The sequence below is a fragment of the Pseudomonas imperatae genome (genome assembly GCF_057128625.1).
In genome coordinates this window covers 1-26,516 of sequence record NZ_JBSKHP010000023.1, presented here as the reverse complement: position 1 = coordinate 26,516, position 26,516 = coordinate 1, and the positions used below count along the sequence as shown (strand labels likewise).

22 protein-coding genes and 3 tRNA genes are annotated in these 26,516 nt (G+C 65.9%); 20 read left to right on the top strand and 5 right to left on the bottom strand.

The annotated features are described in order from the left end of the window. Positions 1 to 15: 15 nt before the first annotated feature. The 16 genes from leuB (at position 16) to ACWKWX_RS24345 (ending at position 16,214) form a co-directional block, all read left to right on the top strand. Positions 16 to 1,098 carry a 3-isopropylmalate dehydrogenase gene (gene leuB / locus ACWKWX_RS24420; RefSeq protein ID WP_416426033.1) on the top strand — a complete coding sequence of 361 codons (1,083 nt, stop codon included), beginning with the start codon at positions 16 to 18 and terminating at the stop codon, positions 1,096 to 1,098. 57 nt (positions 1,099 to 1,155) lie between these two features. Next, positions 1,156 to 2,268: an aspartate-semialdehyde dehydrogenase gene (gene asd, locus ACWKWX_RS24415; protein ID WP_416426031.1), complete on the top strand. Its 1,113-nt coding sequence runs from the start codon at positions 1,156 to 1,158 to the stop codon at positions 2,266 to 2,268. Between the two features lie 299 nt (positions 2,269 to 2,567). Next, positions 2,568 to 3,569: an aspartate-semialdehyde dehydrogenase gene (locus ACWKWX_RS24410; RefSeq protein ID WP_483829160.1), complete on the top strand. Its 1,002-nt coding sequence runs from the start codon at positions 2,568 to 2,570 to the stop codon at positions 3,567 to 3,569. 137 nt (positions 3,570 to 3,706) lie between these two features. Beyond that, complete coding sequence (locus ACWKWX_RS24405; RefSeq protein ID WP_483829159.1) at positions 3,707 to 6,517, top strand: FimV/HubP family polar landmark protein; 2,811 nt, start codon at positions 3,707 to 3,709, stop codon at positions 6,515 to 6,517. Between the two features lie 109 nt (positions 6,518 to 6,626). Continuing rightward, entirely contained in the window at positions 6,627 to 7,481 is an 855-nt protein-coding gene (gene truA, locus ACWKWX_RS24400; protein ID WP_416426025.1) for a tRNA pseudouridine(38-40) synthase TruA, read from the top strand. Positions 7,482 to 7,542: 61 nt separating this feature from the next. After that, complete coding sequence (locus tag ACWKWX_RS24395) at positions 7,543 to 8,175, top strand: phosphoribosylanthranilate isomerase (RefSeq protein WP_483829158.1); 633 nt, start codon at positions 7,543 to 7,545, stop codon at positions 8,173 to 8,175. Positions 8,176 to 8,486: 311 nt separating this feature from the next. Beyond that, entirely contained in the window at positions 8,487 to 9,407 is a 921-nt protein-coding gene (gene accD / locus ACWKWX_RS24390) for an acetyl-CoA carboxylase, carboxyltransferase subunit beta (RefSeq protein WP_483829157.1), read from the top strand. After that, positions 9,404 to 10,711 (top strand): bifunctional tetrahydrofolate synthase/dihydrofolate synthase, encoded by a 1,308-nt coding sequence (folC, locus tag ACWKWX_RS24385; RefSeq protein WP_483829156.1) that lies wholly within the window; start codon positions 9,404 to 9,406, stop codon positions 10,709 to 10,711. The genes accD and folC overlap by 4 nt, the downstream gene beginning before the upstream one ends. Then, positions 10,695 to 11,366 (top strand): SPOR domain-containing protein, encoded by a 672-nt coding sequence (locus ACWKWX_RS24380; RefSeq protein WP_483829155.1) that lies wholly within the window; start codon positions 10,695 to 10,697, stop codon positions 11,364 to 11,366. The genes folC and ACWKWX_RS24380 overlap by 17 nt, the downstream gene beginning before the upstream one ends. 77 nt (positions 11,367 to 11,443) lie before the next feature. After that, positions 11,444 to 12,004 carry a CvpA family protein gene (locus ACWKWX_RS24375; RefSeq protein ID WP_416426015.1) on the top strand — a complete coding sequence of 187 codons (561 nt, stop codon included), beginning with the start codon at positions 11,444 to 11,446 and terminating at the stop codon, positions 12,002 to 12,004. A gap of 42 nt (positions 12,005 to 12,046) precedes the next feature. Continuing rightward, positions 12,047 to 13,552, top strand: coding sequence for an amidophosphoribosyltransferase (gene purF, locus ACWKWX_RS24370; RefSeq protein WP_416426013.1), 1,506 nt, complete (start codon positions 12,047 to 12,049; stop codon positions 13,550 to 13,552). Positions 13,553 to 13,717: 165 nt separating this feature from the next. Continuing rightward, the gene (locus ACWKWX_RS24365) at positions 13,718 to 14,932 is read left to right on the top strand and encodes an O-succinylhomoserine sulfhydrylase (RefSeq protein ID WP_027981620.1); all 1,215 of its coding nucleotides are present in this window, start codon (positions 13,718 to 13,720) and stop codon (positions 14,930 to 14,932) included. Then, entirely contained in the window at positions 14,929 to 15,705 is a 777-nt protein-coding gene (locus ACWKWX_RS24360; protein WP_416426010.1) for an SDR family oxidoreductase, read from the top strand. The genes ACWKWX_RS24365 and ACWKWX_RS24360 overlap by 4 nt, the downstream gene beginning before the upstream one ends. Positions 15,706 to 15,828: 123 nt before the next feature. Further along, a tRNA-Val gene (locus ACWKWX_RS24355) sits at positions 15,829 to 15,904 on the top strand. A 62-nt stretch (positions 15,905 to 15,966) separates the two neighbouring features. Beyond that, positions 15,967 to 16,043: transfer RNA gene (locus ACWKWX_RS24350), tRNA-Asp, on the top strand. Between the two features lie 94 nt (positions 16,044 to 16,137). Beyond that, a tRNA-Asp gene (locus tag ACWKWX_RS24345) sits at positions 16,138 to 16,214 on the top strand. Positions 16,215 to 16,418: 204 nt separating this feature from the next. On the opposite strand, the gene ACWKWX_RS24340 is transcribed toward ACWKWX_RS24345, so the two are convergent. From ACWKWX_RS24340 to ACWKWX_RS24330, 3 genes are read right to left on the bottom strand one after another with little or no spacing between them, the layout of a single operon-like run. Then, entirely contained in the window at positions 16,419 to 17,075 is a 657-nt protein-coding gene (locus ACWKWX_RS24340) for a DUF799 domain-containing protein (protein ID WP_483829154.1), read from the bottom strand. Then, entirely contained in the window at positions 17,075 to 17,446 is a 372-nt protein-coding gene (locus ACWKWX_RS24335; protein WP_483829153.1) for a DUF4810 domain-containing protein, read from the bottom strand. Before ACWKWX_RS24335 ends, ACWKWX_RS24340 begins: the two co-directional genes overlap by 1 nt. Before the next feature lie 33 nt (positions 17,447 to 17,479). Continuing rightward, positions 17,480 to 18,163: a CsgG/HfaB family protein gene (locus ACWKWX_RS24330; RefSeq protein WP_476301726.1), complete on the bottom strand. Its 684-nt coding sequence runs from the start codon at positions 18,161 to 18,163 to the stop codon at positions 17,480 to 17,482. A gap of 303 nt (positions 18,164 to 18,466) precedes the next feature. Here ACWKWX_RS24330 and ACWKWX_RS24325 point away from each other — a divergent pair, with 303 nt between their 5' ends. Next, on the top strand, positions 18,467 to 19,387 hold the full coding sequence (locus ACWKWX_RS24325; RefSeq protein WP_473003936.1) for a DUF2242 domain-containing protein: 921 nt from the start codon (positions 18,467 to 18,469) through the stop codon (positions 19,385 to 19,387). Positions 19,388 to 20,308: 921 nt separating this feature from the next. On the opposite strand, the gene ACWKWX_RS24320 is transcribed toward ACWKWX_RS24325, so the two are convergent. Continuing rightward, entirely contained in the window at positions 20,309 to 21,349 is a 1,041-nt protein-coding gene (locus tag ACWKWX_RS24320) for an AraC family transcriptional regulator (protein WP_483829152.1), read from the bottom strand. A gap of 4 nt (positions 21,350 to 21,353) precedes the next feature. Further along, a complete protein-coding gene (locus tag ACWKWX_RS24315) occupies positions 21,354 to 22,484 on the bottom strand; it encodes a nitrilase-related carbon-nitrogen hydrolase (RefSeq protein WP_416425998.1) in 1,131 nt (376 codons plus the stop codon). Positions 22,485 to 22,611: 127 nt separating this feature from the next. On the opposite strand from ACWKWX_RS24315, the gene ACWKWX_RS24310 reads away from it, so the two are divergent. The 3 genes from ACWKWX_RS24310 to ACWKWX_RS24300 all read left to right on the top strand — a co-directional run bounded on the left by ACWKWX_RS24310 (position 22,612) and on the right by ACWKWX_RS24300 (position 26,343). Then, a complete protein-coding gene (locus tag ACWKWX_RS24310) occupies positions 22,612 to 23,217 on the top strand; it encodes a glutathione S-transferase (RefSeq protein WP_483829151.1) in 606 nt (201 codons plus the stop codon). Between the two features lie 151 nt (positions 23,218 to 23,368). Further along, positions 23,369 to 25,405: a 2,4-dienoyl-CoA reductase FMN-binding domain-containing protein gene (locus ACWKWX_RS24305; protein WP_483829150.1), complete on the top strand. Its 2,037-nt coding sequence runs from the start codon at positions 23,369 to 23,371 to the stop codon at positions 25,403 to 25,405. Between the two features lie 41 nt (positions 25,406 to 25,446). Continuing rightward, positions 25,447 to 26,343: a 1-aminocyclopropane-1-carboxylate deaminase/D-cysteine desulfhydrase gene (locus ACWKWX_RS24300; RefSeq protein ID WP_483829149.1), complete on the top strand. Its 897-nt coding sequence runs from the start codon at positions 25,447 to 25,449 to the stop codon at positions 26,341 to 26,343. Positions 26,344 to 26,516 lie beyond the last annotated feature (173 nt).

Genomic DNA, 26,516 nt, shown 5'->3' with positions numbered 1-26,516 from the left:
AAGATCGAGGAAAGCATGAGCAAGCAGATTCTGATTCTCCCAGGCGACGGTATTGGTCCGGAAATCATGACCGAGGCGGTCAAGGTGCTGAACCTGGCCAACGACAAGTTCAACCTGGGCTTCGAACTGCAGCACGACGTGATCGGTGGCGCTGCCATCGACAAGCACGGCGTGCCCCTGGCCGACGAGACGCTGGAACTGGCGCGCAAGGCCGATGCCGTGCTGCTGGGCGCCGTGGGTGGCCCCAAGTGGGACAAGATCGAGCGTGACATTCGCCCCGAGCGCGGCCTGCTGAAGATTCGCGCGCAACTGGGCCTGTTCGGCAACCTGCGCCCGGCCATCCTGTACCCGCAACTGGCCGACGCTTCCAGCCTGAAGCCGGAAATCGTCGCGGGCCTGGATATCCTCATCGTCCGTGAACTGACCGGCGGCATTTACTTCGGTGCCCCGCGCGGCAACCGCGAACTGGAAAACGGCGAGCGCCAGGCGTACGACACCCTGCCGTACAGCGAAAGCGAGATCCGCCGCATCGCCCGCGTCGGCTTCGACATGGCCCGCGTGCGTGGCAAGAAGCTGTGCTCGGTGGACAAGGCCAACGTGCTGGCTTCCAGCCAACTGTGGCGTGAAGTGGTCGAGGAAGTGGCCAAGGACTACCCGGACGTCGAGCTGAGCCACATGTACGTGGACAACGCCGCCATGCAACTGGTGCGCGCGCCCAAGCAATTCGACGTGATCGTGACTGACAACATGTTCGGTGACATCCTGTCGGACGAGGCGTCCATGCTCACCGGTTCCATCGGCATGCTGCCGTCGGCGTCGCTGGATGCCAACAACAAGGGCATGTACGAGCCGTGCCACGGTTCCGCGCCGGACATCGCCGGCAAGGGCATCGCCAACCCGTTGGCGACCATCCTGTCGGTGTCGATGATGCTGCGCTACAGCTTCAACCAGCAGGCTGCCGCCGACGCCATCGAGAAGGCCGTGAGCCTGGTGCTGGACCAGGGCTTGCGCACCGGCGACATCTGGTCGGACGGTTGTGCGAAAGTTGGTACGCAGGAAATGGGTGATGCAGTAGTCGCGGCGCTGCGGAATCTGTAATCTCTTGGGCCCGCTACAGCAGTAGCGGCCCACTTTTTTGTCAAAGGTGTAGTTGCGATGAAACGTGTAGGTCTGATCGGTTGGCGCGGTATGGTCGGTTCCGTGCTCATGCAGCGGATGCTGGAAGAGCAGGACTTCGATCTTATCGAGCCGGTGTTTTTCACCACTTCCAATGTCGGCGGCCAAGGCCCGGCGGTAGGCAAGGATATTGCCCCGCTCAAGGACGCTTACAGCATTGAAGAGTTGAAAACCCTCGACGTCATTCTGACCTGCCAGGGCGGCGACTACACCAGCGAGGTATTCCCCAAGCTGCGTGAAGCCGGCTGGCAGGGCTACTGGATCGACGCCGCCTCCAGCCTGCGTATGCAGGATGACGCGGTCATCGTCCTGGACCCGGTCAACCGCAAGGTCATCGACCAGCAGCTGGATGCCGGCACCAAGAACTACATCGGCGGCAACTGCACCGTCAGCCTGATGCTGATGGGCCTGGGCGGCCTGTTCGAAGCCGGCCTGGTGGAATGGATGAGCGCCATGACCTACCAGGCGGCCTCGGGCGCCGGTGCGCAGAACATGCGCGAGCTGATCCGCCAGATGGGCGCTACCCACGCGGCCGTGGCCGATGACCTGGCCAACCCGGCCAGCGCCATCCTCGACATCGACCGCAAGGTCGCCGAGGCCATGCGCAGCGACGCCTACCCAACGGAAAACTTCGGTGTGCCGCTGGCAGGCAGCCTGATCCCATGGATCGACAAGGAACTGCCGAACGGCCAGAGCCGCGAAGAGTGGAAGGCCCAGGCCGAGACCAACAAGATCCTGGGCCGCTTCAAGAGCCCGATCCCGGTCGACGGCATCTGCGTGCGCATCGGCGCCATGCGTTGCCACAGCCAGGCGCTGACCATCAAGCTGAACAAGGACGTGCCGTTGGCCGACATCGAAGGCCTGATCAGCCAGCACAACCCCTGGGTCAAGCTGGTGCCGAACCAGCGCGAGATCAGCATGCAGGAGCTGAGCCCGACCAACGTCACCGGTACCCTGAACGTGCCGGTTGGCCGCCTGCGCAAGCTGAACATGGGCTCCCAGTACCTGGGCGCGTTCACCGTCGGCGACCAGCTGCTGTGGGGCGCCGCCGAGCCGCTGCGCCGCATGCTGCGGATCCTGCTGGAACGGTAAGTGCTGCTGTGAGTTGAAAGAAACCCGTGCCGTTTGGTGCGGGTTTTTTTTTGGCTTGCCGTGATTTGCACGGATCGGCAGTGAACAACCAGGGTGGACATGGTGATGGTGCTGGCGTGACTGGCCCGAAACAAACGTAGGAGCCGGGCTTGCCCGCGATGCGCCGCGCGGGCGGCGCGCGATCTGATGAACGCCAAAAAAACCAACGGCATGCACCAATGGCCCACCCCAACCCCGAGACAAGCGCAACAATTAGATATAAAGTCCCGCCCCCCTGCCAAACCCCGAGGATCGCAACCATGACCCAGACTTTCGACATCGCCATCATCGGCGCCACCGGTACCGTCGGCGAAACCCTGGTGCAGGTCCTCGAGGAGCGTGATTTCCCGGTGGGCAACCTGCACCTGCTGGCCAGCATCGAATCGGCCGGCGCCTCGGTGCCGTTCCGCGGCAAGAACGTGCGGGTGCGCGAGGTGGAGCAGTTCGACTTCAAGCAGGTGCGCGTGGCGTTCTTTGCGGCGGGCGCCGCCGTTACCCGCAACTTCGCCGCCAAGGCCACGGCAGCCGGTTGCACGGTCATCGACCTGTCCGGCGAGCTGGCGGCGCCGCACGTGGTGCCGGAAGCCAATGGCGACGTGCTGGCCACCCTGCAGGCGCCGGTGCAGGTCGGCAGCCCCAGCTCCAGCGCGGTGGCGCTGGCGCTGATCCTGGCGCCGCTGCGTGAACAATTGGCCCTGGTGCGGGTCAATGTCACCGTTGCCATGGCCGTGTCGGCACTGGGCCGCGAGGCGGTCAGCGAGCTGGCGCGCCAGACCGCCGAGTTGCTCAACGCTCGCCCGCTGGAGCCACGTTTCTTCGACCGCCAGGTGGCGTTCAACCTGCTGCCCCAGGTGGGCAAGCCGGACGCGCAGGGCCACGTGGTGCTGGAACGCCGCCTGGTGAGCGAGCTGCGCGAGCTGCTGCAGCTGCCTTTGCTAAAGATTTCCGTGACTTGCGTTCAAGCTCCGGTGTTTTTTGGCGATAGCCTCACTGTGTCGCTGCAGACCGAGGCTGCCGTCGACCTGGCCGCGGTGAACGCCGCGCTGGACGGCGCCGAGGGCGTGGAGCTGGTGGAGGAGGGGGACTACCCCACCCCGGTCGGTGACGCGGTGGGCCAGGATGTGGTCTATGTTGGTCGCGTGCGCACCGGCATTGATGACCCCTGCGAACTCAACCTTTGGGCTACGCTCGATAACGTGCGCAAGGGCGCCGCGCTAAACGCCGTGCAGCTGGCTGAGTTGTTGATAAAAGACCTGCTGTAAAAGATACTTGGCAACAATTTGCATAATGATTCTAGCCCGGTGCCAAGCGCCGGGCCGATTGCTTGAGGTGAGCTGCCTCCAGGCAGCTTTTCACTTCTTCTCGCTTGCCGAGGAAATGTTCAAACAAGGATTAGGCCATGGTTCAAGTTCGCAAACTGGTGTTAGCAATAGCCGCCGCTTCGGCGCTGTCCTCCGGTATGGCGCGTGCACTGGATCTGGGTGAAGTCACCCTCAAATCGGCCGCCAACCAGCCGCTGGTGGCCGAGATCGAACTGCTCGACGTTCGCGACCTGGCGCCGGCCGACATCAAGCCCAGCCTGGCCTCGCCCGAGGAATTCCAGAAAGCGGGCGTGAACCGTGATGCCATCCTCAATGACCTGACGTTCACCCCGGTGATCAACAGCGGCGGCCGCAGCGTGATTCGCGTGACCTCGAAGCAGCCGGTCAGCGAGCCGATGCTCAAGTTCCTGGTGCAGGTGCTGTGGCCCCAGGGCCGCCTGTTGCGCGACTACAGCGTGCTGGTCGACTCCAGCAAGTTCGGGCCGCAGAACGCCGCCCCCGTTCAGCCTGCCACCACCCCCGCGGTCACCACCCAGACCCAGGGCAGCGAAGGCGGCTACACCACCGGCAAGCGCGACACCCTGTGGGACATTGCCCAGAAGAACGCCGTGCCGCCGGCCTCCGTGCAGCAGACCATGCTGGCGATCCAGGCGCTGAACCCCGACGCCTTCGTCGACGGCAACATCAACCGGCTCAAGACCGGCCAGGTGCTGCGCCTGCCGGACGCCCCGCAAGCCACCGCCCTGGGCCAGGGCCCGGCGATTGCCGAAGTGGCCCGCCAGAACGCCGCCTGGCGTGAAGGCCGCCGCCTGGGCCCGCGCGCCCAGCAGCTGGACGCCACCCGCCGCACCGGCACCGGTAATGCACCGGCGCAGACCGAGGCTGGCGACAAGCTCAGCCTGGTGGCTGCCGATGGCAAGAACGGCCAGGGCAAGGCCGGCGACCGTCAGGCGCGCCTGGCCCAGGCCAAGGAAAACCTCGACGCCACCCGCCGCGACAATGCCGAGCTGAAAAGCCGCATGGGCGACCTGCAGAGCCAGCTGGACAAGCTGCAGAAGCTGATCCAGCTCAAGAACGATCAACTGGCCAAGCTGGAAGCCGCCAGCGCCGCCGCACCGGCTGCGCCTGCCGCCGATGCCGCAGCCGCCACGCCGGCCCCGGCCGTCAACGCCCAGCTTGCGCCGGCCCCGGCACCGGATGCCGCCACGCCGGCCGCCCCGGCCGCACCCGCCACGCCACCGGAAGCGGCTACCCCCGCGCCGGCACCTGCCCCAGCACCGGCAGAAGCCCCGGCCCCGGCCGAAGCGCAGCCTGGCCTGTTCGGCAAGTTCCTGACCAGCCCGATCATGCTCGGCCTGATCGGTGGCGCCGCGGTGCTGATCCTGCTGCTGGCGGCGCTGCTACTGGCGCGTCGCCGCAAGGCCCAGCTGGAAGCCGAAAAGCACATGCGCATGGCCCGTGCCCTGGCCGAGGAAACCGACTTCGACAAGGACCTGGACCTGCCGCCCAGCAGCTTCGAAGGCCTGGAAACCCCGCCGCCGGCGGTGAAGCTGGCGCCGGCCATGGTCGCCGCGTCTGCCGCTGCCGCCGTGGCCGCCGCCGAGCCGGCGCCGGTGGTGCAGCCGCCGGTGTCCGAAATCATCCCCACGCCGCCGCTGCGCCCGGCTGCCGAGCCGGTGGTTGCCGCGCCGGTGGTCGAACCGCTGGTGGCCTCGGTCATCGAGCCGAAGGTGGCGCCGGTGGTTGCCCCTGAAGCCGACCTGCTGGCCGAGGCCGACCGCCTGATGGCCGAAGGGCGCCTGGGCGAGGCCGCGGAGCTGCTGGAACCTGCCGTGAAGGCCCAGCCCGAGCGCAGCGACCTGCGCCTCAAGCTGATGGAAGTCTACGCCCACCAGGGTGACCGCAACGCCTTCATCGGCGAAGAGCGCCAGCTGGTTGCCACCGGCCAGAACCACAACGCCGTGGAAGCGCTGAAAGCACGCTTCCCCGCCATGCTCGGGGTGGCCATGGCCGCTGCGGGCGCTGCCGCCGTGGCCGCCGAGCTGGACGCCCAGTACGTCAAGGACCTGCTGATGGACGAGCCGGGTGCTGCCGACCCGATCGACGACACCTTCGACAGCGACTTCGACCTGAACCTGGACGACGACCTCGGCGAGCCGGCCGAACCTGACCTGGACGTCGCCGACTTCGACGACGACCTGGTGCTGGACGCCCCGCAGCCGCTGGAAGCCGCCGCCGAGCCTGCGCCTGCCGTGGAAGCCCCTTCGGCCCTGGAAGAGGACGACCTGGACTTCGAGGCGCTGCTGGCCGAGCACAGCGCGCCTGCCGAAGCGCCGCCGGTGGATGACCTGGCCGATTTCGACCTGGCCATCGCCGACGACGAACCGGCCGCGCCGACCCTGGACCCCGAGCTGGAAGCCCAGCTGGAAGATTTCGAGGCCGAGCTGAACCTGGACAAGCCCGACGTGCCGCCGGCACCGGTGGATGACCTGGAGCTGCCGGACGACTTCGACCTGTCCTTGGCCGAGGAAATGGACGCCGCGCCCCAGGCCGCCCCGGACAAGCTGCACGAGCAGCTGGGTGACGTCAGCGCCGAGCTCGACAAACTCTCCGCCAGCCTGGAGCACCCGCCCATCGCCGAGCCGTTCAAGGCCCCGGAGAAGCCGGCGCTGGACGACCTCGACAACCTCGACGACCTGCCGCCGTTCGAAGACGACTTCGACTACCTGTCGGGCACCGACGAGGCCGCCACCAAGCTCGACCTGGCGCGTGCCTACATCGAGATGGGCGACCATGACGGTGCACGCGACATCCTCGACGAAGTGGTCAAGGAAGGCACCGAGGGCCAGCAGAGCGAAGCGCGCGAGATGCTCTCGCGGCTGGTCTGAGGCCTCCACTGCACCCTGACAACGGCAGCCCGCGTGGCTGCCGTTGTCGTTTCTGCCCCCTGGCCCCGTATAATGGCGGCCATTGCGCTTTATCACAGGCTTGAACCACGTGGACATTCTTCAACAATCGGCCAGCGAAGTCGCTGCCGAAGGCTTCACCCGCATCGCCCTGGGCGTCGAATACAAAGGCTCGCGCTACCGCGGCTGGCAGCGCCAGGCCAGCGGCGTGCTGACCGTGCAGGAAACCCTGGAAAAGGCCCTGTCGATCGTCGCCGACTCGCCCGTCGACCTGATGTGCGCCGGCCGCACCGACGCCGGCGTGCACGCCTGTGGCCAGGTGGTGCACTTCGACACCCGCGCGGTGCGCTCCATGAAGGCCTGGACCATGGGCGCCAACATCAACCTGCCCCACGACATCAGCGTGACCTGGGCCAAGGAAATGCCGCCCACCTTCCATGCGCGCTTCACGGCCATCGCCCGGCGCTACCGCTACGTGATCTACAACGACCAGATCCGCCCCGCGCACCTGGGCGACGAGATCACCTGGAACCACCGGCCGCTGGACGTGGAGCGCATGGCCGAGGCCGCCCAGTACCTGATCGGCACCCATGACTTCAGCGCCTTCCGCGCCGGCCAGTGCCAGGCCAAGTCGCCGATCAAGCAGATGCACCACGCCCGCGTGACCCGCCACGGCAAGATGATCGTGCTGGATATCCGCGCCAACGCCTTCCTGCACCACATGGTGCGCAACATCGCCGGGGTGCTGATGACCATCGGCGCCGGCGAGCGCCCGGTGGAGTGGATGCGCGAAGTGCTGGAAGGCCGCGAGCGCCGCGCCGGCGGGGTCACGGCGCACCCGTTCGGCCTGTACCTGGTGCAGGTGGAGTACCGCGACGAGTTCCCGCTGCCGGAGCGCTACATCGGCCCGCACTTCCTGACAGGCTTCGATACATTGCCGGGCTGACGGCATGGAATCCATTTGCTAACATCCAGAGCTTTGGCGTCTTCCTGAGGTTTTTCCGCATATGTCCGCCGTTCGCAGCAAAATCTGCGGTATTACCCGCATCGAGGACGCGCTGGCCGCAGCCGAGGCGGGCGCCGATGCCATTGGCCTGGTGTTCTACGCCAAGAGCCCGCGGGCCGTCACGGCCGAGCAGGCGCGCGCCATTGTCCGCGCGCTGCCGCCGTTCGTGACCACCGTGGGGCTGTTCGTCAACGCCAGCCGCTGCGAGCTGAACGAGATCCTCGAAGTGGTGCCGCTGGACCTCCTGCAGTTCCATGGCGACGAGACCCCGGCCGACTGCCAGGGCTACCACCGCCCGTACATCAAGGCAGTGCGCGTGCGCCCCGGCGAAGACCTGGAAGCCATCTGCAAGCAGTACAGCGGTGCCAGCGGCATTTTGCTGGACACCTTCGTGGCCGGCGTGCCGGGCGGCACCGGTGAGGCGTTCGACTGGAGCCTGGTGCCTGCGCGGCTGAGCAAGCCGGTCATCCTGGCGGGCGGCCTGTCGGCGGCCAACGTGGCCCAGGCCATCGCCCAGGTGCAACCGTATGCGGTAGACGTCAGCGGCGGGGTAGAGGCCGCGAAAGGCATCAAGGGCGCGGAAAAGATCGAGGCGTTCATGCAGGCGGTACGCGGTACGATTTCGCGCGAATGACGACCGACGTGGGAGCGGGCTCTGCCCGCGAAAAGCCCGCCGCGCAGTTGCTGAAATACCCTGGTGTCTGCTTCGCGGGCAGAGCCCGCTCCCACGGGGTCAGGTGAGGTTGTGCCAAGGGATGTGACGGTTGCCAATCTGCCACCGTCCATACCTCTGGCAAGGCGATGGCGACCGATGGGTCGGCCATCCGAAATTTGAAGATGGCGCGAGCGCACACGTGCAGTTCCCCATCCTTTACACGAATTAAATTGAGCTCAAGGGCATGCGCGGGATCGCGCGAGCTGTCCCCGTTACTGGAGAAATAAAGCATGAGCAACTGGTTGGTAGACAAACTGATCCCTTCGATCATGCGTTCCGAGGTGAAGAAAAGCTCGGTGCCTGAAGGCTTGTGGCACAAGTGCCCGTCCTGCGAGGCGGTGCTGTACCGTCCCGAGCTGGAAAAGACCCTGGACGTTTGCCCCAAGTGCAACCACCACATGCGCATCGGCGCCCGTGCGCGCCTGGACATCTTCCTCGACGCCGAAGGCCGCAACGAGCTGGGCGCCGACCTGGAGCCAGTGGACCGCCTGAAATTCCGTGACGGCAAGAAGTACAAGGACCGCCTGACCGCGGCCCAGAAGCAGACCGGCGAGAAAGACGCGCTGATTTCCATCAGCGGCACCCTGCTGGGCATGCCGGTGGTGTGCAGCGCCTTCGAATTCTCGTTCATGGGCGGTTCCATGGGCGCCATCGTCGGCGAGCGCTTCGTGCGCGCGGCCAACTATGCCCTGGAAAACCGTTGCCCGATGGTGTGCTTCGCCGCCTCCGGTGGTGCGCGCATGCAGGAAGCGCTGATCTCGCTGATGCAGATGGCCAAGACCTCGGCCGTGCTGGCGCGCCTGCGCGAAGAAGGCCTGCCGTTCATCTCCGTGCTGACCGACCCGGTGTACGGTGGTGTTTCCGCTTCCCTGGCCATGCTGGGTGACGTGATCGTCGCCGAGCCCAAGGCCTTGATCGGCTTCGCCGGCCCACGCGTGATCGAGCAGACCGTGCGTGAAAAACTGCCGGAAGGCTTCCAGCGCAGCGAATTCCTGCTGGAGCACGGCGCCATCGACATGATCGTCTCGCGCCAGGAACTGCGCCCACGCCTGGGCAGCCTGCTGGCACAAATGATGGGCCTGCCGACCCCGACCTTCGTCGCCGCTGCGATCGAGCCGATGGTGGTTCCACCGGCGCCTGCCACTGTATGACGCAACGTACCCTGGGCGAGTGGCTCGCTTATCTTGAGCAGTTGCACCCGGCGGGCATCGACATGGGCCTGGACCGTTGCCAGCAAGTGCTGGCGCGGCTGGGCCTGGGTCGCCTGGCGCCGCGGGTGATTACCGTCACCGGCACCAACGGCAAGGGTTCGACCTGCGCCTTTGTCGCTTCGCTGCTCAAGGCCCAGGGCCTGAAAGTCGGCGTCTACGCCTCGCCACACCTGCTGCGCTACAACGAGCGGGTGCTGATCGACGGCGTGGAGGTCGACGATGCCCGGCTGTGCGAGGCCTTCGCGGCCCTGGAAGCAGCCCGTGGCGAAATTTCCCTGACCTACTTCGAAATGGGCACCTTGGCAGCCTTCTGGCTGTTCAAGCAGGCGGCGCTGGACGCCGTGGTGCTGGAAGTGGGCCTGGGCGGGCGGCTGGACGCGGTCAACCTGATCGACGCCGACCTGTCCCTGATCACCAGCGTGGGCCTGGACCACGCCGATTACCTGGGCAACACCCGCGAATCCGTGGGCTTCGAGAAGGCCGGCATCATGCGTGCCGGCCATCCGGCCCTGTGCGGCGACCTCGACCCACCGCACACCGTGCTGGACAAGGTGGCCGAGCTGGGCTGCCCGTTCTTCCTGCGCGGCGATGCGTACGACCTGACCATCGGCGACAGCCAGTGGCAGTGGCGTGGCCGCACCCTGGCCGGCGACGCGCTGGTGCTGGACGGCCTGCCGCTGCTGGACCTGCCCATGGAAAACGCCGCCCTGGCGCTGCAGGCCTATGCCCTGACCGGCCTGCCCTGGCAGCGTGAGCAACTGGTCGCCGCCTTGCTGGCCACCCGCGTCACCGGCCGCCTGGATCGGCGCCAGGTGACCTGGAAAGGCAAACCCCTGAACCTGCTGCTGGACGTGGGGCACAATCCCCACGCCGCCGAGTACCTGGCGCGCCGCCTGGCCGCCCGGCCACCGGCGGGCAAGCGCCTGGCGGTGTTCGGCCTGCTGGCCGACAAGGACCTGGACGGCGTCATCGCGCCGCTGGCCAGCCATGTCGCCCAATGGGCGGTAGCGCCGCTGCCCACCGGCCGTACGCGCCCGGCGGACGAACTGGTGCAGGCCCTGGCGAACCTTGGCGCGACCGTGGCGTCCTATGCCAGCGTCGAACAGGCCCTCGAGGCCCAGTGCGACCTGGCAACGGCGGATGATGAAATACTGCTGTTCGGATCTTTTTATTGTGTCGGCGAAGCCCTGGAGTGGCTGGCCCGGCATGCCACGGAGGAAGTTGCGGATGGCTTTGCTGGATAAGGTGTTCAAACAGCGCATGGTAGGCGCCCTGGTGCTGATCGCCCTGGCGGTGATTTTCCTGCCCATGCTGTTTTCCCGCCAGGACGAGCTGCGCCAGGTGCGCGTGGACGCGCCCGAAGCCCCGCAGGCGCCGGTTGTTCCGCAGGTCAAGGTCGAGCCGGTGCCGGTGCCTGAGCAGCAGAGCCTGCCCCAGGACGCCGAATCGGTGGAGGCCCAGGCGGCGCCCACCGCACCACCGCCTTCGATGCCGGTGGCGCCGCAGCCGGTCGTCGCTCCCGCCCCGCGTGCCCAGGCTCAGGCGCCCGCGCCGGCACCCAAGCCAGCCCCTGCACCCATGGCCAAGCCTGCTCCCGCTCCAGCGCCTGCGCCGGTGGCCAAGGCCGACACGGCCGCCAGCAAGATCGACGCCAACGGCCTGCCGGTGAGCTGGGCGGTGCAACTGGCCAGCCTGTCCAGCCGCAGCGGCGCCGACAGCCTGCAAAAATCCCTGCGCAGCCAGGGCTATAATGCCTATGTACGCTCGGCCGACGGCATGAACCGGGTGTTCGTCGGGCCGCTGATCGACCGCGCCGAGGCCGAGCGCCTGCGTGACCTGATCAGCCGCCAGCAGAACGTCAAGGGTTTTGTGGTACGGTTCCAGCCAGAGCGCAACTAAACAGCTGGCAATCACTGCTTACCCATAAGGCGGCGCTCTGCTAAAATGCGCCGCCTTATCCTGTTGCAGGCTGCACCGTGGCATTTACCTGGGTTGACTGGGCGATACTCGCGATTATCGCCATCTCCGCTTTGATCAGCTTGAAGCGCGGCTTCGTCAAGGAAGCCTTGTCTCTGCTCACCTGGATCATTGCCGGTGCGGTCGCCTGGATGTTCGGAGGCGCATTGTCACAATACCTGGAAGGCTACATCCAGACGCCTTCGGCCCGCGTTATTGCAGGCTGCGCCATCCTGTTCGTCGCCACGCTGCTGGTCGGCGCCATGGTCAACTTTCTAATTGGTGAACTGATCCGCGTGACCGGCCTGTCCGGCACCGATCGGTTCCTGGGCACCGCCTTTGGCGCGGCGCGCGGCGGCCTGCTGGTGGTCGTCGGCGTCGGGCTGCTGAGCCTGGGCCCGTTTCAACAAGACACCTGGTGGCAACAGTCTCGGCTGGTGCCCCAATTTCTATTGGTCGCCGACTGGTCGAAAAACCTCGTTCTGGGGATGACCAGCCAGTGGCTCGCCAGCGGAATCAGCACACCAGTTGATATTCCGTTCAAGGATCAACTCTTCCCGACCGCTCACAAGGGTCAATGACGGGTTGTTCAGTTCAGATTCATTAAGTAGGGGTTGCGTCGCATGTGTGGCATCGTCGGTATCGTCGGTAAGTCGAACGTCAATCAGGCGCTGTATGACGCGCTAACCGTCCTCCAGCACCGCGGCCAGGACGCTGCCGGTATTGTGACCAGCCATGATGGCCGGTTATTCCTGCGCAAGGACAACGGGTTGGTGCGTGATGTGTTCCAGCAGCGCCATATGCAGCGCCTGGTGGGCAGCATGGGCATCGGCCACGTGCGCTACCCGACCGCGGGCAGCTCGACCTCGGCCGAGGCCCAGCCGTTCTACGTCAACTCGCCGTATGGCATCACCCTGGCGCACAACGGCAACCTGACCAACGTTGAACAGTTGGCCAAGGAAATCTACGAGTCGGACCTGCGTCACGTCAACACCAGCTCCGACTCCGAAGTGTTGCTGAACGTGTTCGCCCACGAGCTGGCCACGCGCAAGCAACTGCAGCCTACCGAGGAAGACGTGTTCGCCGCGGTGGCTGACGTGCACAAGCGCTGCAAGGGCGGCTACGCCGTGGTGGCGATGATCACCGGCTACGGCATCGTCGGCTTCCGCGACCCGAACGCCATTCGTCCGATCGTCTTCGGCCAGCGTCACACCGACGAAGGCGTGGAGTACATGATCGCCTCCGAAAGCGTGTCCCTGGACGTGCTGGGCTTCACCCTGATCCGCGACCTGGCCCCGGGCGAAGCGGTGTACATCACCGAAGACGGCAAGCTGCACACCCGCCAGTGCGCGCCAAACCCGCACTACGCGCCGTGCATCTTCGAGCACGTGTACCTGGCCCGCCCTGACTCGATCATCGACGGCATCTCGGTGTACAAGGCGCGCCTGCGCATGGGCGAGAAGCTGGCCGAGAAGATCCTGCGCGAGCGCCCCGAGCACGATATCGACGTGGTCATCCCGATCCCGGACACCAGCCGCACCGCGGCCCTGGAGCTGGCGAACCACCTGGGCGTGAAATTCCGCGAAGGCTTCGTCAAGAACCGCTACATCGGCCGTACCTTCATCATGCCCGGCCAGGCCGCGCGCAAGAAATCGGTACGCCAGAAGCTCAACGCCATCGAGCTGGAATTCCGCGGCAAGAACGTGATGCTGGTGGACGACTCGATCGTGCGCGGCACCACCTGCAAGCAGATCATCCAGATGGCCCGTGAAGCCGGCGCCAAGAACGTCTACTTCTGCTCGGCAGCCCCGGCCGTTCGCTACCCGAACGTCTACGGCATCGACATGCCAAGCGCCCACGAGCTGATCGCGCACAACCGCAGCACCCAGGAAGTGGCCGACCTGATCGGCGCCGACTGGCTGATCTACCAGGACCTGCCGGACCTGATCGACGCTGTTGGCGGTGGCAAGGTCAAGATCGAGCACTTCGACTGCGCGGTGTTCGACGGCAAGTACGTGACCGGCGACATCGACGAGAAATACCTGAACAAGATCGAACAGGCGCGTAACGACGCCTCGAAAATCAAGACCCAGGCCGTGAGCGCGATCATCGACCTGTATAACAACTGATCGGTAGCGCGCTCCACGACGCCCGGGCCTCTGCAAAGAGCCCGGGCGTTTTTTTGTAGTGGCAACAACACCCCCTGTAGCAGCGGCCGCAGGCCGCGTCCCGCGCCGTAATTTGATAAACTATTCACCCTGCATTTTCTAATCAATAGCTTTGGGAGTAGCGGCATGACACAGGAATGGGACGCCGGGCGGCTGGACAGCGATCTGGAAGGGGTCTCGTTTGACACCCTGGCCGTGCGCGCCGGTCAGCACCGCACGCCGGAAGGCGAACACAGCGACCCGCTGTTCTTCACCTCCAGCTATGTATTCCGCACCGCGGCCGACGCGGCGGCGCGTTTTGCCGGTGAAGTGCCAGGCAACGTCTATTCGCGCTACACCAACCCCACCGTGCGTTCGTTCGAAGAGCGTATCGCCGCCCTGGAAGGCGCCGAGCAGGCCGTGGGCTTCGCCACCGGCATGGCCGCCATCACCGCTGTGGCCATGGGCCTGTGCAGCGCCGGCGACCACGTGTTGATCTCCCAGAGCGTGTTCGGCTCCACCATCAGCCTGTTCGACAAGTACTTCAAGCGCTTCGGCATTGAAGTTGACTACGTGCCACTGGCGAACCTGGCAGGGTGGGACGCGGCCATCAAGCCCAACACCAAGCTGCTGTTCGTCGAATCGCCGTCCAACCCGCTGGCCGAGCTGGTGGACATCACCGCCCTGGCCGAGATCGCCCACGCCAAGGGCACCCTGCTGGTGGTGGACAACTGCTTCAGCACGCCTGCGCTGCAGCAGCCGCTGAAGCTGGGCGCCGACATCGTTGTGCACTCGGCGACCAAGTTCATCGACGGCCAGGGCCGTTGCATGGGCGGCGTGGTCGCCGGCCGTGCCGAGCACATGAAGGAAATGGTCGGCGTGGTGCGTACCGCCGGTGCTTCGCTGAGCCCGTTCAACGCCTGGATCTTCCTCAAGGGCCTGGAAACCCTGAACCTGCGCATGCGCGCCCACTGCGCCAGCGCCCAGGCCCTGGCCGAGTGGCTGGAGCAGCAGGACGGCATCGAGAAGGTGCACTACGCCGGCCTGCCCAGCCACCCGCAGCATGAACTGGCCAAGCGCCAGATGCGCGGCGGCTTCGGCGGCGTGGTCAGCTTCGAGGTCAAGGGGGGCAAGGAGGGCGCCTGGCGCTTCATCGACGCCACCCGCCTGATCTCCATCACCGCCAACCTGGGTGACAGCAAGACCACCATCACCCACCCGGGCACCACGTCCCACGGCCGCCTGTCGCCTGCCGAGCGTGAAGCCGCCGGCATCCGTGACAGCCTGATCCGCGTGGCCGTGGGCCTGGAAGACGTGGCCGACCTGCAAGCCGACCTCGCGCGCGGCCTGGCGGCATTGTGATCGACTGGTCTGCGAAAACCGCCAGCCACAATGGCCGGGTCGCCCTGGTCACTGGCGCGGCGCGCGGCATCGGCCTGGGCATCGCTGCCTGGCTGATCGCCGAGGGCTGGCAGGTGGTGCTCACCGACCTTGACCGCGTGCGCGGCCCCAAGGTGGCCCAGGTACTGGGTGAGAACGCGCTGTTCATTGCCATGGACGTCGCCGACGAAGCCCAGGTCAAGGCCGGCGTGGCCCAGGTGCTGGGCCAGTTCGGCCGCCTGGACGCGCTGGTGTGCAACGCCGCCATCACCGACCCCCACAACACCACGCTGGAAACCCTGGCGCTGGAGAAGTGGAACCGCGTGCTGGCGGTGAACCTCAGTGGGCCGATGCTGCTGGCCAAGCACTGTGCGCCGTACCTGCGTGCCCATGGCGGCGCCATCGTCAACCTGGCGTCTACCCGCTCCGGCCAGTCCGAGCCCGACACCGAGGCCTACGCCGCCAGCAAGGGCGGCCTGGTGGCCCTGACCCACGCCCTGGCCATCAGCCTGGGCCCGGAGATCCGGGTCAACGCCGTGAGCCCGGGCTGGATCGACGCCCGCGACCCGTCCGAGCGCCGCGCGGCACCGCTGTCCGACGCCGACCACGCCCAGCACCCGGCAGGGCGCGTGGGCACCGTGGAGGACGTGGCGGCGCTGGTGGCGTGGCTGCTGTCGCGCAATGCCGGCTTCGTCACCGGCCAGGAGCTGGTGGTGGACGGCGGCATGACCCGCAAGATGATCTACCAGGAATAGAAGAAGGTGCCCCCATGGAAGGGGGGGCGCGGTAAGAAAACCGTCTTTTTTGAAAAAACTTCAATAAAGTTATTGACTTACCTTCGTTGGCTGCGTAAAGTTCGCGTCATTGGAGAGGCAAGAGGGTGATTAGCTCAGCCGGGAGAGCATCTGCCTTACAAGCAGAGGGTCGGCGGTTCGATCCCGTCATCACCCACCACTCTGATCCTCTTTCATCCCAAAGAGGGGAGGCCTTGTTACTGAGAAGGCGTCCAGCACTGCGCAGCGGTAGTTCAGTCGGTTAGAATACCGGCCTGTCACGCCGGGGGTCGCGGGTTCGAGTCCCGTCCGCTGCGCCATTTTTACCTGATTCGGCCTTGCCGTGTCAGAGATCGAGAAGCTCGAAACGTCTCGGTCAGACCTGTTTCAACTGCACGCAAGTGCAAGCGATACGCAGCGGTAGTTCAGTCGGTTAGAATACCGGCCTGTCACGCCGGGGGTCGCGGGTTCGAGTCCCGTCCGCTGCGCCATACAAAGCTTCGAGGCCCTTGAACTCCTTGAAGCACAAAGAAAGCGACCTGCGGGTCGCTTTTTTTGTGCCCGCGATTTAACCCAAATCCCCGTAGCAATAGCTAACTTGTGGGAGCTGGCTTGCCAGCGAGCTGTTGAGGCCCGAAAAACTCGCTGGCAAGCCAGCTCCCACAAAAACAGTTGCGGTTACGGAGGTTTGGGGGTTAGTCAGTGCCGTACTTCGGCGAACGCGGGCCATACAGCAGGGCGTTGGGGTGCCCGGCCGACAGCAAGCGCGCGCTGGTCAGCCCGGCGATCGGGTAGCCGGCATCGGTGCTGCTGTTGATGATCTGCTTCACCGCCGCGGTGATCAGCATGCCGATCAAGCCGCCGCTGTTGTTCTGGCCTTCTTCACTGGAGGCCGAGGCCGCGCCGGTCCACAGGGTGGTGCCGGTCTTCAGGTCGACCAGGCTGGCGGTGGCGGTGACCACGGTGGCGCTGCTGAGCACCATGTACTTGGTGCCGTAGTCCGTCACCTTCACGTACAGGGCGGCGTCGGCGCCGAAGATCGAGCGCAGTTTCGGTGCGGGTACCTGGCTGATCTCGGCGGCGTTGTTCAAGCCGTTCTGCTTGAACGTCTCGTCCACCAGGCCCACCGGCATCACGTAGTAGCCGGCCTCGGCCAGCGGGAAGGTCACCTGGCTCATCATGCTGTAGGTGGCCGTTACGTCTGGCGATTCGTTGACCGGCGGCAGCACCAGGATCGAGTGCGGGCGCGCAGCCTTGAAGGCGGTGTAGTCGAGGTTTTTCTGCGGGCCAGCGCAGCCGCCCAGCAGGGCCAGGGCCAGCAGGGCCGCGGCAGGTTTGAACAGGCGCAGCATTATTGGATTGCTCCGTGCGTGGCGTTTTTCACCAGGAAGTCCATGTAGGCGGTGGATTCAGGGAACAGCGCCTTTTCCTGCTGGAACTGCTGAATCATCTGATCGTTCTTGCCCATGCTCGAGTACAGCAGCCCCAATTGGGCGTGGTAGCCCGGCGGCGGGGTGCCGTTCTTGGCGCGGATCTTTTCCAGGTCAGCTTCCAGCGCCTGCGCCTGCTGTTCCTTGGACTCGCCCTTGAAATACTCGTGCACCTGGGTCTGGTAGCCTTCCCATTGGTACAGGGTCTTGGGTTGCTGCGCGCAGCCGCTCAGCACGGCGCCGGCCAGCAGGGTGATGGCCAGCCCGAGGCGTGGCGTGAAGGTGTTGCCCATGGCGAATGTCGCTCCTTGTGTGACGCGGGGAAATTACGGGCGGGTCGGCTGCCAGCTGCCGTTGTCCACGGCTTCTACCAGGCGGTTGACGGCCTCGCGCATGGCCAGGTCGAGCACTTTGCCGTTGAGGGTGGAGTCGTAGCTGGCGGTGCCGCCGAAGCCGATCACTTCGCGGTTGGACAGGGAGTATTCACCGGCGCCCTGGGTGGAATAGACCACTTCGGAAGTGCTGATGTTGACGATGTTCAACGCTACCTTGGCGTAGGCTACCTGGGTCTTGCCGCGGCCCAGGATGCCGAACAGTTCGTGGTCGCCGACTTCCTTGCGGCCGAACTCGGTGACGTCGCCGGTCACCACGTAGTCGGCGCCCTTGAGCTTCTGTGCCTGGCCCTTGATGGCGGCTTCCTGGGCGATCTCGCCCATGTTGTCGCGGTCCAGCACGTTGAAGCGGTTGGTCTGCTGCAGGTGGGTAATCAGCACGGTCTTGGCCTGGCTGCCGAGGCGGTCGATGCCGTCGGAGAAGATGCCGCGCATGTAGCTGGAACGGTTGTCGAACTTGCCCACGGCGATGGGCGAACGCGGGCCGGCGTAAGGGCGGCCGGCGCTTTCCACCTTGGCCACGCTCAGGGCCTGGGAGCTTTCGGTGGCGCAACCGCCGGTCAGGGCGAGGGTCAGGGCAGCCAGGCCCAGGCACAGGCCACGGGTAACAGTTTTCACACACAATCTCCTGATGAACAAATGATCTTCCTGAAGGCGCGCAACAGCTCTATTCCCTCGGTGCCCGCAGGAATTGGATGCGGAACTGCACGGTGTTTCTGAGGGAATGTGTAACGAAGGCGACGCATCCTACAGACGTGGCGCGGTGATGTCATATGACTTTACACCGCGTCCATGTGTCGCCCCGGCTTTTAACTGGACGGCGCTCGTAGTAGGGTTGGAGGTTGTCTAAAACTCATTTCATGCGCCTTGTCTCTCCTTACTGAGGCACAATAGAGGCTGATTGTTTGCCCAGGATTCGCAATGTCTAAGTCACTGAGCTTGAGCGCCCCACGGTTGGGCTGTGCTTTGGCGTTCTCGCTGCTCGCCTTGAGCGGCTGTTCTTCGAAGAAACCGGCCATGTACGAGCACGAAGATTTCTCCGACTCGGGGACCTACTCGCGCAACTACCCGGTCAGCGATTCGTCGTCGTGCGAGGCCGCGCGCCGCGCGCTGCTCAGCCAGGGCTACATCATCACCAGCAGCGACCCCAAGCAGCTCAGTGGCCACAAGAGCTTCCAGCAGACCGGCGAGACGCACATGGAGATCAGCTTCAACGTCACCTGTGCCGCCGATGGCAACAGCAACCAGACCTCGACCATGTTCGCCAACGCCTTGCAGGATCGCTACGCGCTGAAGAAGGTCAACAACTCGGCCAGCCTGGGCGTGGGCGTGCTGGGCTCGGTGTCGATGCCGATCGGCTCCACCGACGACTCCATGGTCAAGGTGGCCAGCGAGACGGTGACCTCGGCCAAGTTCTATGACCGCTACTTTGCCCTGGTGGACGTGTACCTGCCGGCCGAGGCGAAGAAGGCCGCGCACATCGTCGACAAGCCCAAGGCCGACCTGGGCGTGCCGGAGCCCAAGGCCGAGGTGAAGCCTGAAGCGAAGAAAGAAGAACCCAAGCCCGAGGTCAAGGCCGAGGCCAAGGTCGAGCCTGAAAAGCCGGCGGAGCCTGTAGCGCCAGCACCTGCCGCTGCGGCGGTGGCGGCGCCTGCTGTGCCTGCAGCTACTGCAGCTGCTACGCAGGGTTCGGAGCCGGTGGTGCCGCCGGCGGATGCGGCGCCGATCACGCCGGTGTCGACGACTGCCACCACGGAAGCTGCGCCTGCTGCGAACGGTACTGATAGCAGTACTACTACGACGACCTCTACAACATCTGCGCCTGCCGCTGCTGCGCAGTAAAGGCGTACCCAGATCAAGCGTGCGCCGCAAGCTGCGTTTGATCTTGATCCCGTGCGGCCTTTGATCTTGATTGTGTGCCCCGTAAAGCGCCAGGGCCGACTGGAGGCGTTGGCCAAGCGGTCCCCGGCGTAGCCGGGGAAGACGGAACCGGAGGCGCTTCTATTCCGGGCCGTCGGCCGCTTGGGCGACGCCGGAGGGAGGGGACCCGCAGCGAAGCGTAGGGACCAAGCAGGGGCAAGCCTTTTTTGCTTACTTTTTGTGGCGTTTGACAAAAAGTGAGCCGCCGTAAGGGCGGAAAGGTGATTCTGCATCACCCTTGATATTGGATATGTGCATGGCTTTCGAATCTCGCTTCTGAGGGATTCGGACATATCCATTTTCGCGGTGCGACCACCGACCGTTTCGGCTTTACGCCGACTCACTTTTTTTCAAACGCCAAAAAAAGTAAGCAAAAAACGCTTGCCCCTGCTTGGGCCCTCCGCTGCGCTACGGGTCCCCTCCTTCCGGCGCCGCTCAACGGGCAGACGGCACCCGCTATAGAAGCCTGCGGGTTACCGTCTCTTCGGCCTGCGGCCTCGGCCCTTCGGGCAGCCCGTTGATCGACGCCTCCAGTCGGCCCGGGCGCTTTACGGGGCATACCATCAAGATCACAAGCCAGATCAAGATCACAAGCCAGATCAACAGCAGATCACAAGCCGGATCAACAGCAGATCAAAAGCCAGATAGATCGGCAGGTGGGGTAAATTCCTGTTTGCTGTACTCGTTCTCCGTTGACCCCGGTCATTTTTCTTTCATTGCCAGGCGCTATGCTGTCAATGACATCAACGAGAGGACAAGAGCATGGATGAGTACCAGGAAGAACTGCTGGAATCGCGCGCCGTCGAGCTGGACCCGCTGGAACCCGCCGAAGACGCCACCGAGCTATAACGCCCGCACGCTTGCGCGCCGATAGTCCCCGGGCGTCTGCGCCGTCCAGCGCTTAAACGCCCGCGCGAAGGCCTCGGCCGAAGCGAACCCCAACAGATAGGCGATCTCGCCAAACGCCAACTCCGTGTCACGGATGTAGGCCATGGCCAGGTCGCGCCGCGTGTCATTGAGAATCGCCCGGAACTGGGTGCCTTCATCGGCCAGCTTGCGCCGCAAGGTCCAGGTCGGCAGCTTCAACCGCGCCGCCACCTCCCCAAGATCCGGTTCCCGCCCGCCATTCAACAACGGCCCCAGCAACTGGCTGATGCGCTCGCTCAGGCTGCGGGTGCGCGTGCGCTGTTCCAGCTCCTGCTCGCACAGGCTCAACAGGTACTTGTAGGTGCTGGGGCAATGGTCCGGGTTGCGCAGCGCCAGGCTGGCCAGGCTCAGGCGCAGCTGGTTGTACTCGGCGCCGAAGCTCACCGGGCCGTGGCTCAGGGCCTGGTACTGCTCGGCATAGGGCGGCAGTTCGTACTCCACCTCAATGCGCTCGGCGCGCAGCGCCTGGCCGCACAGGGTGCCCAGCTGCTGCAGCCAGCCGCCCAGCACCGAGTCCACCACGAAGCGGTTGTAGGCGTTGTAGGGGCTGATGGAGTAGAAGCGCAGGCAGGCGCCGCGCGCGTCTTCGTGCAGGCTGGACTGGCCGCGGTAGTTGGACTGGCTCAGCGGTGCGAAGCGGATCAGCGTGCGCGCCGCCTCGCGCACGGTGGGCGCCTGGGCCGCAGTCACCCCGGCCAGGCCCGCCTGGGGCAGGCGGCACAGGTTGCCCATGCGCAGGCCCAGGGCCGGGTCGCCAGTGAGCTGGATAGCGGCGTGGCCCAGGCGCATGTAGCGCGGTATCGACAGCCGCGCGCCGGCTTCGGCCAGGCGCGAAGGGTCCAGGCCGTATTGCAGCAGCAGCGGCGCGGGGTCCTGGCCGTGGCTGGCCACCGCGTCGGCCAGGGCGTGGATAAAGCCGACGGACAGGTCGCCCAGTCTTACCGGTTGGCTGGGCATGGGCCTACAGCCACAGATTGATCAGCCGCGCGCCGCGACCGTCGTCGGTCGGGTGGGTCTGGCCGTCGTGGTTGGCGAAGCTCTGGCCGTCGCTGAACTGGTCCCAGAACTGCCCGCGCAGGAACACGCTGACGCTGGCGCGGGCCTTGCTAACCGGCGCGCGGCTGGCGTGGGCCAGGCGCTGCCAGGCCTCGCCCTCGCTGACCTCGCCAGGCTGGATGCCCAGTTGCGCGGCGTCGGCGCGGTCGGGGTTGCCGCGCCAGGGTTCGCGCCATACGTCCTTGCCGTTCAGCGCAGCCGGCACGGCGATCAGCTCGCAGCCCTTGGCGTCGAGCTGGGCGTAGTTGGCGGGGTACCAGCTGTCGCTGCCGATCAGCACGCCCAGGCGTCCGGCCGGGGTGTCCAGCACCTGCAACTGCGGGTCGGGGCTAGCCTGCACGTAGCGGCGCTGGACGAAATCGGGGTACAGCTGGCGCTGGGGCTGGCCCATGGGCTTGCCGTCGGCGCCAAACACCACGCTGATGTTGTAGAGACCGCCGTTGCCGGTCACCAGGGTGCCGTCGCGCAGCTGCGGGTCGGGCAGGATGATCGAGCCCGCCACCAGGGTGATGCCGAACTCCTTGGCCAGGCCGCCAAACACCTGCTGGTAGTCGCGGGCCATGCTGCTGGCCTTCATGCGCAGGCGGGTGTCCTGGGTGCGGTCGTCGCCCTGGGCCTGCAGCCAGGCGCGGGCAAACAACAGTGGGTTGCTGTAGCCCAGCCACTGGTTGGCCTCGGCCAGGTGTGGCGCCTGGTACAGCTCGTCTTTCTCGCCCAGCGCCCACAGCAGGGTGCCGATGTGCTCGGGCAGCACCACCACGGTCTTGGCGCTGAGCATGCCCAGGTTGCGCGCCTGGCTCAAATAGGCCGCCAGCTTGCGGTGCAGGCGCGGCAGGCTCTGGTAGTCGGTGGCGAACAGCTCGGGCTGGATGCCCAGCAGGTTGCCGCGGTCGGCGCGCACGCCGTCGTCCAGCGCCACCTGGATGCGCAGGTCGGACAGGTAATGGCCTGCCGGCCGGTCCTGGGTCCACAGGGCATAGGTGCCCAGCGCAACGACGAGGACGAGAGAGAGCAGGCTGAACAACAATCGGGCCATGGGCTGGCGTGAAACTCCCGGGTGGGTGAAATGAAATTTTAGCCGCACAGGTTATCAAGGTGTGAGCGGCTTTGCCCGTTTGTGGCGCCGGGGTTACTGTAACCAGACACCTCAAGGAGAGACGCCCGTGAAACTGATTGGCATGCTGGATTCGCCCTACGTTCGCCGCACCGCCATTTCCCTGGACCTGTTGGGCATTGCCTTCGAGCACGACGCCCTGTCGGTGTTCAGCACCTTCGACGCGTTCGCCGCGATCAACCCCGTGGTCAAGGCGCCGACCCTGGTGCTGGACGACGGCACGGTGCTGATGGACTCGACGCTGATCATCGATTACTTCGAGCGCCAGGCCGCCGCTCCCTTGTTGCCCAGCGCGGCGCAGCCGCTGGCCCAGGCGTTGAGCGTGGTCGGCCTGGCCCTGGCCGCCTGCGAGAAGGCCGTGCAGATCGTCTACGAGCGCAACCTGCGGCCGGCCGAAAAGCTGCACCAACCGTGGGTGGCGCGGGTCACCGGGCAGTTGCTGGCGGCCTGCAGTGCCTTGGATCGGCATTGGGCAACCACGCCATTGGCCGACGGCCAGCGCCCCGACCAGGCGGCGCTCAGCAGCGCGGTAGCCTGGTCGTTCATCCAGTTGATGGTGCCGGACGTGGTCAAGCCCGCGGACTTCCCGGCGCTGCGCAGCCAGGCCGAGCAGTTGGAGCAGACCGCGGTGTTCAAGCGTTACCCGATGGTCTGATCGGCTGTGCTATAGGATCAATAACTTGTCACTTTCGGTCATTGAGGCGCCCGTCCCTTGGCCGTAGATTCAACGACAGATAAACGACGGGGGCCGGTACAGATTGCCGAGCCCGCCGCATACCGTGATTTGCCTGTTGATGGAGTGACACATGGCCGCCGCCCACTACCCGCACCTGCTCGCCCCGCTGGACCTGGGTTTCACCACCCTGCGCAACCGCAGCCTGATGGGCTCGATGCACACCGGCCTTGAGGAAAAGCCCGGTGGCTTTGCGCGCATGGCTGCTTATTTCGCCGAGCGCGCCCGTGGCGGCGTGGGCCTGATGGTGACCGGCGGCATCGCCCCCAACGAGGAGGGCGGGGTATACGCCGGCGCGGCCAAGCTCAGCACCCCGGAAGAAGCCGACAAGCACCGCGTGGTCACTCAGGCGGTGCACGAGGCGGGCGGCAAGATCTGCCTGCAGATCCTTCACGCCGGCCGTTACGCCTACAGCCCCAAGCAGGTGGCGCCCAGCGCGCTGCAGGCGCCCATCAACCCGTTCACGCCCCACGAGCTGGACGAGGCGGGCATCGAGAAGCAGATCGCCGACTTCGTCAACTGCGCGCAACTGGCCCAACAGGCCGGTTACGACGGCGTGGAAATCATGGGGTCGGAAGGCTACTTCATCAACCAGTTCCTGGCCGCGCAGACCAACCGCCGCACCGACCGCTGGGGCGGTGCCTACGCGAACCGCATGCGCCTGGCCGTGGACATCGTCACCCGCGTGCGCGAAGCGGTGGGCCCGCAGTTCATCATCATCTTCCGCCTGTCGATGCTCGACCTGGTGGAAGGCGGCAGCGATTGGGAGGAGATCGTCATCCTCGCCAAGGCCATCGAACAGGCCGGCGCCACCCTGATCAACACCGGCATCGGCTGGCACGAGGCGCGCATCCCCACCATCGCCACCAAGGTGCCGCGTGCGGCGTTCAGCAAGGTCACCGCCAAGCTGCGTGGCGCGGTGCAGATCCCGCTGATCACCACCAACCGCATCAACACCCCGGAGGTGGCCGAGCAGATCCTCGCCGAGGGCGACGCCGACATGGTGTCCATGGCCAGGCCGTTCCTCGCCGACCCCGACTTCGTCAACAAGGCCGCCGAAGGCCGCGCCGACGAGATCAACACCTGCATCGGCTGCAACCAGGCGTGCCTGGACCACACCTTCGGCGGCAAGTTGACCAGCTGCCTGGTCAACCCGCGCGCCTGCCACGAGACCGAGCTCAACTACATCCACACCGCCAAGGTGAAGAAGATCGCCGTGGTCGGAGCCGGCCCTGCGGGCCTGTCCGCCGCCACCGTGGCCGCCGAGCGTGGGCACCAGGTGACCCTGTTCGATTCGGCCAGCGAGATCGGCGGCCAGTTCAACGTGGCCAAGCGCGTGCCCGGCAAGGAAGAGTTCTACGAAACCCTGCGCTACTTCAAGCGCAAGCTGGAAACCACCGGGGTCGACCTGCGCCTCAACACCCGCGTCGACGTGGCGCAGCTGGCGGCCGGCGGTTTCGATGACATCATCCTGGCCACCGGCATCGCCCCGCGCCTGCCGGCCATCGATGGCATCGAGCACGCCAAGGTGCTCAGTTACCTGGACGTGCTGCTGCAACGCAAGCCGGTGGGCCAGCGCGTGGCGGTGATCGGCGCCGGCGGCATCGGCTTCGACGTCAGCGAGTACCTGGTGCACGAAGGCGTGGCCACCAGCCAGGACCGCGCCGCGTTCTGGCAGGAGTGGGGCATCGACACCGCCCTGGAGGCCCGTGGCGGCGTGGCCGGCATCAAGGCCCAGCCGCACGCACCGGCGCGCCAGGTGTACCTGTTGCAGCGCAAGGTCAGCAAAGTGGGCGACGGCCTGGGCAAGACCACCGGCTGGATTCACCGCACCGGCCTGAAGAACAAGGGCGTGCAGATGCTCAACAGCGTCGAGTACCTGAAGGTCGATGATGCCGGGCTGCATGTGCGCATCGGCGAGGGCGAGCCGCAGGTGCTGGCGGTGGACAACGTGGTGATCTGCGCGGGGCAGGACCCGCTGCGCGAATTGCAGGAGGGGCTTGTAGCCGCGGGGCAGTCGGTGCACCTGATCGGCGGCGCCGATGTGGCGGCCGAACTGGACGCCAAGCGCGCCATCAACCAGGGTTCGCGGCTGGCCGCCGAGCTGTGACCCGGTAAACTGGCAGGCCCATGGCCTGCCAGTGACCTGCAATGATCCTTCCCGACTGGGCGCGCCCTGCGCCCCTGCATCCCCTGGACCTCGGTTGGCTGCGCGCCGCCGGGGTGCAGGTGGCCATCCTGCGCCTGGACCAGATCGACCCGCTCATCAGCGGCAACAAATGGTTCAAGCTCAGCGAACACCTGCAACGCATGCGCCGCGAAGGCTTGGGCGGGGTGATGAGCCTGGGCGGCGCCCATTCCAACCACCTTCACGCCCTGGCGGCGGCGGGCAAGCGCCTGGGCTTCAAGACCGTGGGCCTGTTGCGTGGCCACCCGCAGCAGACGCCTACCGTTGACGACCTGCAAGCGTTTGGCATGGAACTGCACTGGTTGGGCTATGCCGGCTACCGTGAACGGCATGCGCCGGGGTTCTGGCTGCCGTGGCAGGTGCGTTACCCCGATTTGCTAGCGGTGCCTGAAGGCGGTGGTGGCGAGGAGGGCGCGCGCGGCTGCCAGGTGCTACTGGAGCAGGTGCGGGCGGGGTTGCCGGGGCTGGGTTGGGATGGCTTCGATGCCTGGTGGCTGGCCGTGGGCACCGGCACCACCCTGGCGGGCCTGGTGCAAGCCAGCGGGCCGTTCGCCTACGGCGCCACGGCGGTGCCGGGTGGCCATGGGGTGGAAGAAAACCTGGCGGCGTTGCTGGGCACCGGCGATGGTTTTGAGCTGATCGACGCCAGCCGAGGCGGCTTTGCCAAGGTGGATGAAGCGCTGCTTGCGTTCATGGCCGCCGCCGAGCAGGAGAGCGGCGTGCCGTTGGAGCCGCTGTACACCGGCAAGGCCCTGCTGGCGCTGCACGACAACTTGCATCGCTTCGCCCCAGGCACCCGCCTGATGTTCATCCACACCGGCGGCCTGCAGGGAATACGCGCCGCCCCCCACCCCCCGTAGCAGCTGCCGCAGGCTGCGTCCAGCCGTTACGCGGCGAGCCTGCCGATGCGCGGTGCCCCCGGACGCGGCCTGCGGCCACTGCTACGGAATCCCCCACGTAGCAGCAACTGTCTTGAAATGGCGTCGTCTGCATCGCGACTAAAGTCGGCTCCTACACTATTCGTGGTAGGAGC